The sequence below is a fragment of the Candidatus Magnetaquicoccus inordinatus genome, from assembly GCF_004217665.1.
GTDB lineage: Bacteria > Pseudomonadota > Magnetococcia > Magnetococcales > Magnetaquicoccaceae > Magnetaquicoccus > Magnetaquicoccus inordinatus.
On the sequence record NZ_RXIU01000210.1, the window covers coordinates 1 to 6394 of the forward strand.

6 protein-coding genes and 1 pseudogene are annotated in these 6394 nt (G+C 54.8%); 6 read left to right on the forward strand and 1 reads right to left on the reverse strand.

From position 1 onward, the window contains the following. Nucleotides 1-273 precede the first annotated feature (273 nt). Nucleotides 274-459 (reverse strand): hypothetical protein, encoded by a 186-nt coding sequence (locus EJP87_RS12985; protein WP_130470540.1) that lies wholly within the window; start codon nt 457-459, stop codon nt 274-276. Nucleotides 460-624: 165 nt separating this feature from the next. On the opposite strand from EJP87_RS12985, the gene EJP87_RS12990 reads away from it, so the two are divergent. The 6 genes and pseudogenes from EJP87_RS12990 (at nt 625) to EJP87_RS19050 (ending at nt 6361) form a co-directional block, all read left to right on the forward strand. Then, on the forward strand, nt 625-1917 hold the full coding sequence (locus EJP87_RS12990; protein ID WP_130472300.1) for an adenylosuccinate synthase: 1293 nt from the start codon (nt 625-627) through the stop codon (nt 1915-1917). Between the two features lie 85 nt (nt 1918-2002). Further along, nucleotides 2003-3310 (forward strand): type IV pilus biogenesis protein PilM, encoded by a 1308-nt coding sequence (locus EJP87_RS12995; RefSeq protein WP_130472301.1) that lies wholly within the window; start codon nt 2003-2005, stop codon nt 3308-3310. Continuing rightward, entirely contained in the window at nt 3307-3909 is a 603-nt protein-coding gene (locus EJP87_RS13000; RefSeq protein WP_130472302.1) for a hypothetical protein, read from the forward strand. The genes EJP87_RS12995 and EJP87_RS13000 overlap by 4 nt, the downstream gene beginning before the upstream one ends. Beyond that, nucleotides 3909-4463, forward strand: coding sequence for a hypothetical protein (locus EJP87_RS13005; protein ID WP_130472303.1), 555 nt, complete (start codon nt 3909-3911; stop codon nt 4461-4463). Before EJP87_RS13000 ends, EJP87_RS13005 begins: the two co-directional genes overlap by 1 nt. Nucleotides 4464-4738: 275 nt before the next feature. Then, a pseudogene (locus tag EJP87_RS13010) lies at nt 4739-6085 on the forward strand (KUP/HAK/KT family potassium transporter); the annotation flags it as partial. A gap of 60 nt (nt 6086-6145) precedes the next feature. Continuing rightward, on the forward strand, nt 6146-6361 hold the full coding sequence (locus tag EJP87_RS19050) for a KUP/HAK/KT family potassium transporter (RefSeq protein WP_420886863.1): 216 nt from the start codon (nt 6146-6148) through the stop codon (nt 6359-6361). The last annotated feature ends 33 nt before the right edge of the window (nt 6362-6394 follow it).

Genomic DNA, 6394 nt, shown 5'->3' on the forward strand with positions numbered 1-6394 from the left:
CTTTTAATCTTTTGCCTTTGGCGCGCTTTTCACACTAAGCCGACGCGCTTTTTGCGTCGGCGCAGCGCGCCTAATGGAAGCAAGTTGTGCGGATTGGCGCGCATTTTTGCGCCAATTCGCACAGCATCCCCATGGGGTTAGAGTTGGCAGGCCAGCATGAACATGAAACAGAAAAGGTGACTATTCACCACCCGGGGTTAGAGCTGGCAGGCCAGCATGAACCTGAATAGTTGCGAGAAAAGAGTGCCAGGGCAAGCGCATTTGCCCATTTCCTCACTGTTGCCACAAGCGAAACTGTGCATGTCGGGCGTCCGCCCTCCCAAAGAGTGCCCCTTCGGGGCACAAATCGGTGCGGCGTGCGCGAATGCTACGCATTCGCTTTTGTGAAACGCCGCACATTTTCAGCAGGGCTTTGCCCTGCACCCACCAGGAGGAGATAATCTCCTCCTGGACCTCCATAATAATTTTCTGATTTTCAAATGCGATTGCCCTGAAGAGTGCGACTTTTCTTTGCAATTTTCATGAGTGGCGGTTATGATCCTGTGCGGTTAGCGCGCACGAGAGGAGTTTTTTGCCGCGAGAGTGTTCTAAGAGAGTAGCCATTTGCATGTGGAGTAACAGACCATGGCCAACGTGATTGTGTTGGGTGCCCAGTGGGGGGATGAAGGGAAAGGCAAAATTGTCGACCTGTTGACCGAACAGGCCGAAATCGTTGTGCGCTTTCAAGGGGGACACAATGCCGGTCATACGCTGGTCGTGGGTGGCAAAAAATATGTGTTGCACTTGGTGCCGTCAGGAATCGTGCGTAACGGTAAGTTGTGCATCATCGGCAACGGTGTGGTTTTGGATCCACAGGCATTTTTGGAAGAGCTGCAAGGCTTGACCAACCTGGGTCTGGCGGTCAGCGGCAGCAATCTGAAAATCTCGGCCTTGACCAATCTGATTATGCCCTATCACCGGGAGTTGGATCAGGCACGGGAGAAGCGCAAAGGCAAAGGCAAAATCGGTACCACCGGTCGTGGGATCGGTCCTGCCTATGAGGATAAGGTGGCCCGGCGCGGCATTCGTATCGATGATCTGTTCAATCGCCAGATTTTTGAGGATAAGCTGCGCGAAAATGTAGCCTATCATAATTTTATGCTGGAAAATTTTTATCAATCCCCCACCTTCAGCTATGAAACCGTTCGCGACGACTATCTGCGTATGGGCGACACCTTGTTGCCCTTTGTCGATGATGTGGTCGGTATTCTGGAGGAGGCTACGCGCAACAAGCGTCCCATTTTGTTCGAGGGGGCTCAGGGAACCATGTTGGATGTGGACCATGGCACCTATCCTTTTGTCACCTCCTCTTCGACGGTGGCCGGCGGCGCCTGCACCGGTACCGGTGTGGGACCAACCCGCATCGATGCGGTTTTGGCGGTGGTCAAAGCCTATACCACGCGGGTGGGCAGTGGACCCTTTCCGACCGAATTGAACGATACAGTGGGCGAACATCTCTCCCGTGTGGGTAATGAGTTTGGCGCCACCACCGGACGTGCCCGTCGTTGCGGCTGGTTTGATGGCATCGTGGCCCGCCATGCGGCACGGCTCAATGGGGTCACCGGTTTGGTGGTGACCAAACTGGATGTTCTCGATGGTCTGGATAGCCTCAAGGTTTGTGTCGCCTATCAACGCAATGGTCGTCGTCTGGATAGTATGCCGGCCAATCCTGCCATTCTGGATCTGTGTGAGCCGATTTATGAGGAGCTGCCCGGTTGGTCCACCTCCACGGCAGGAGCCAGTTCATTTGCAGAGCTGCCTGCTGCAGCCCAGGAGTATATCCGTTATCTGGAGCAGTTGTGTGGCTTGCCGGTGGATATTCTCTCGGTGGGACCGGATCGCCAGCAGACCATGATCCGCAGCAATCCCTTTGCCTAAAGAGAGCGCTGTTTTTGTTGTTGGTCAGAGTGCAGAAGCACAAATAACCAGCCCGATAAACGGAGCACAGTGAACATGCCCTGCCATGAGAGGCGAACAGGCACCCTTCCAGCCCACTGAGCAATCGTCACATGGCCAGCCCACTGAGCGGTCGTCACATGGCCAGACCACTGAGCGATCGTCGCGTGGCCTGTCGGCTTGGTGGCGCTCTCTCTGGCGGCGTGGCGTACCGCCGACAGAACGTGTGGCCTGGATCCGTCGTCCATCGGGATTGGCGGTGGTGCAACTGGCTGAGACAATGCAGGATGGTCTCCCTGTGGTGTTGCGCTGCCAATTTTTTCCCGAACCGCTGTCGGTACAAGAGCTCAGCTCCTGGTTGCGTCATGCAGGATTGCGTGGAGCGCGGGCGGTTGGGGTGTTGGACCGGGATGCCTATCTGCTCTTTCCTGCCGAAGCACCTGCGTTGCCGCGTCACGAATGGGGTCTGAATCTGCGCTGGAAAATTGCCGACCGTTTGGGCTATCCAGCCGAACAGGCGGTGGTGGAGTGTTTCCCTTTGCCGGAGGGGGCCGGCAAGGGTGAGTCTGCGCGCATCTATCTGGCGGTGGCGCGTCGGCAACGACTGCAAGAGGAGATTGCCCTGTTTGCACAGGTTGGTCTGCAACTGCAGCGTTTGGATATTCTTGATTTGGCTTTGGGTCGTTTGACCGATCATTTGCCGGAGAGTGCAGAGGGTTTGGCTCTGTTGTCGTGGAGCGGCGAGGGGGTGTTGATCACCTTGCGTCGGCAGCGACTCCTCTATCTGGCCCGCTTGCTGGAGAGTTGTCCCGTTGCCCTGTGGCCGCAGCAACACAATCTCCCTTCCGTTTTGGCTTCCCATACCACGCAGAGTGTTCATGGCCTGCAGAGCTCCCATGGCCTGCCAATTCCCAGCCCATTCACTGGCACAAGCGTCGCACCAGAAGGGCCTGTCGTGCCCGCCGCTGTGCAGGAGTTGGCCATGGAGTTGCACCGCACTTTGCACTTTTACCAGCGCAGCTTTGCCCAGCCAGCCGTTGCACATCTTTTTCTCTTGCCTGCGGCCGCACCCTGTCAACTGCCCGAGGCGGAGCGTTTGCGTCTGCGTCAGGCAGCGTCGTCCGCAGCAGGGCAAGAGAGCTCCTGGCCGGGCCTGCACTCCGAACCGAGTGCAGCGGGCAGGAACTCCTCCACCACCACAGAGGGGTTTGTTTTTGAGCAACTGGAGCACTATTTGGCGACGCGCTTGGGTTTGAGTGTCTACTCTTTGCCGTTGGAACAGTTGCTGCGTTGGCAAACGGGGGTGGATGAGGAGCAGTTAAGCTGCTGTCTGCCGGCGATTGGTGCCCTGCTTGGCAGCGCGGAGCGGCGATGAACGGGCAGTCTGTTAACTTTTATCATGATGATTTGCGTCCCGCACGGCCATTTTTGCCGGGGCGTTGGTTGCTGTTGAGTTGGTTGTTGTTGGCGATGGCTTTGTTGCTGTTGAGTTATGGTTTGCAGGAGCAGTTGGCGGTGCGGCGGCAGTTGCAGCAGCAACAGGAGCGGTTATTGGCGCCGACGCCAGGAGCAGTGCCGGCGGCGGGGCAGGAGAGTGCCGCAATGGCCGATTGCCTTGCCTCCTGGAAAAAGATCGAGGGAGAGTTGGCAGCAGGCTCTGCACTGCCGCTGGCGACAGTGTTGGAGCAGTTGGCGGTGGCACATGTACCTGGCGTCAGGTTGCGGCAACTGTTGTGGCAGCGCGGAGCCGGGAAGGCAGAGGAGTATTTGGAGCTTTCTGGTCAGTTGCAGGGGGTGGATGAGGAGGGGTGGCAGCGTTATCAACGGCAATTGCTGGAGCAACCGGTATTGGCGGGATATATGCTGCGCGAGTTGCAGCGCGAGGGCAATGGGCAAGGCAAGGAGCGTTCTGCTGCAACCCCTGGCCCTTTTTCCTTCCGTTTGCGTATCGAAGCGGCAGAGGGGAAGCGTTGATGCGCTGGTTTGCTCAGGGCTATGCACGGTTGTGTCGTCGGCAACGGCTTGCTGTGTGGGTGTTGGGGGCGGTGCTGTTGCTGGCGCTTTGGTATCGTTGGCAATGGTTGCCTTTTGCCCAAGAGTGGCAGCGCTTGCAGCACATTCCAGGGCAAGGTGCAATCAGCAATCAGGAGTCATTGCCATCGCTGGTGCAGACTCAGCCGTGGTTGCAGCGGGCGGGAGAGTGGCTGCCCTATGGTGAATTGGCTGCTTTTATGGAGCGTTTGACAGCCTCTACCTCCCGGCGCCGCCTGTTGGCGCGCACCGTTCTCCCGGAACAGGTGGTATTCCGATGCGCCGCGACCCAATCGACAGCGGAGATGGTGGTCAGGCGGCATGCCCTGCAACTGACCTGGGAGGGGGGGTATGGGGAGATGTTGGCGCTGCTGCATCAGTGGCAGCATCTGCCATGGCGGGTGGTGGTGGAGCGTTTGGAATATAGTGCCAATGGCGCTGCTGGTGCCACCTCTTGGCGTATTCATGTGCATTTTTTGAGCATGTACCAGGGATAGTTATTGGATGAAGTTTGGCGGACATGTCATGTATTGAAAATTATTAGTAAATTATTAAACAATATAAATAAAATTATATTTTGGTCGCGTTAACGGCTGGCGCATAAGGTATGCCGGAACCATTGATAAGATTTTTATGGTTGCAGTGCAACATTGTTCACCTGTTTGATATTTGTTTCGCTAAGATCCTTCTTGCATTGGTCAACATGGTACAAGGGAGGATGAAAATGGAAACAGCTAGGCAAGACACCCACACATCACGACTCGTGCCGTTGATGTTGGGAGCGATTGGTGTGGTGTTCGGAGATATAGGCACCAGTCCTTTATATGCAGTCAAGGAGGCGTTGGGTGGTGTCCATGCGCCTTTAACCACCACGGATAATGTACTGGGTATTGTTTCACTGATTGTCTGGACACTGTTGATTGTTTTAACAGTCAAGTATCAAATGTTTATCATGCGAGTCGACCATCAGGGCGAGGGGGGGAATCTGGTTTTGGTGGCCTTGGCAAAAAAATATACTGCCCAATCACCACGCAAGCAGCGTCTGATTGTGGTAGTGGGCATGATTGGTGTTTCCTTGTTTTTTGGTGATGCGGCGATTACTCCTGCCATTTCAGTATTGTCTGCGGTAGAGGGGTTGGAGGTGCTGACGCCAACCTTGCAGCCATATATCATACCGATCACTATCTTGGTGATTGTGTTGTTGTTTGCCTCGCAGAGTCATGGTACCAAACAGATTGGCCGTTTTTTCGGGCCGATTTGCCTGCTGTGGTTTGTGACCATTGCCTCGATTGGTGTGAAGGAGATAGTGTACCATCCAGAGATTCTATCGGCATTGAATCCCCTTTATGGTCTGCGTTTTTTGTTTGGTGAAAGTAACGCAAATACTTTTTTGGTCCTGGGATCGGTCTTTTTGGCAGTTACAGGTGCCGAAGCGCTTTATGCAGACATGGGACATTTTGGTCGTCCTGCCATCAACTGGTCGTGGGGTATTTTGGTGTTTCCCGCCCTTGTTCTGAACTATCTTGGTCAGGGGGCATTGATTCTCGGCGATCCGACGGCGGTGAAAAATCCCTTTTATTTAAGTGTTCCTGAGTGGGGAGTGTTGCCGGTGGTAATTCTGGCGACTGCGGCAACCATTATCGCCTCACAGGCGGTGATCTCTGGAGCCTTTTCGGCGACCCGTCAAGCCATGCAGTTGGGTTATTTGCCACGTTTGCGGGTGATACATACCTCCTCGACAGAGAGGGGGCAGATTTATGTGCCAATCACCAACTGGCTGTTGTTGCTGGCGGTAATCGGTTTAATCCTGGGTTTTCAGAGTTCCGAACGCTTGGCTGCTGCCTATGGAATCGCTGTGACTGGGACCATGATTGCGGTGACCTCTTTGGCCTTTGGTATTGTTCTGAAAAATTTCTTTGCCTGGAGTTTATGGCAGTAATTACCTTTATTGTTGCTCTTTTTGAGCATCGATTTGGGCTTTTTCGGGGCCAACATTCTGAAATTTTTTGATGGCGGGTGGCTTCCTCTGCTGATGGGGAGCCTGTTGTTTCTGCTGATGTCCACTTGGCGCAAAGGGCAAGATATGGTGCGGGCTGCGCTTGGCAAAAGTGAAATTCCCCTGCTGCCTTTTTTGCGGCAACTACAGCACGACACGATCCACCGGGTGGCGGGTACTGCAGTGTTCATGTCCAGCAATCGCCATGCCGCCCCTCCGGCCATGGTGCACATGCTTCAGCACACTATGACCTTGCATGAACGGGTGATTTTGTTGTCGGTGCGAACAGAGGAGTCTCCCTATGTCACGGCAGCGGAGCGCATGGAGGTGGAAAATATCTTTGCTGAGTTTTATCGAGTAACTCCAACAGGTAAGCCACCGGCTATGCCGGTGGACTAAACAAGGCTACGCCGTTCCGTCGTGCTGAAAAAT

What these genes read in the sequence shown, in the direction of transcription:
- EJP87_RS12985 (WP_130470540.1), bottom strand. Translation starts at nt 459, where the DNA reads ATGGAGGTCCAGGAGGAGATTATCTCCTCCTGGTGGGTGCAGGGCAAA.
- EJP87_RS12995 (WP_130472301.1), top strand. Translation starts at nt 2,003, where the DNA reads ATGAGAGGCGAACAGGCACCCTTCCAGCCCACTGAGCAATCGTCACAT.
- EJP87_RS12990 (WP_130472300.1), top strand. Translation starts at nt 625, where the DNA reads ATGGCCAACGTGATTGTGTTGGGTGCCCAGTGGGGGGATGAAGGGAAA.
- EJP87_RS13005 (WP_130472303.1), top strand. Translation starts at nt 3,909, where the DNA reads ATGCGCTGGTTTGCTCAGGGCTATGCACGGTTGTGTCGTCGGCAACGG.
- EJP87_RS13000 (WP_130472302.1), top strand. Translation starts at nt 3,307, where the DNA reads ATGAACGGGCAGTCTGTTAACTTTTATCATGATGATTTGCGTCCCGCA.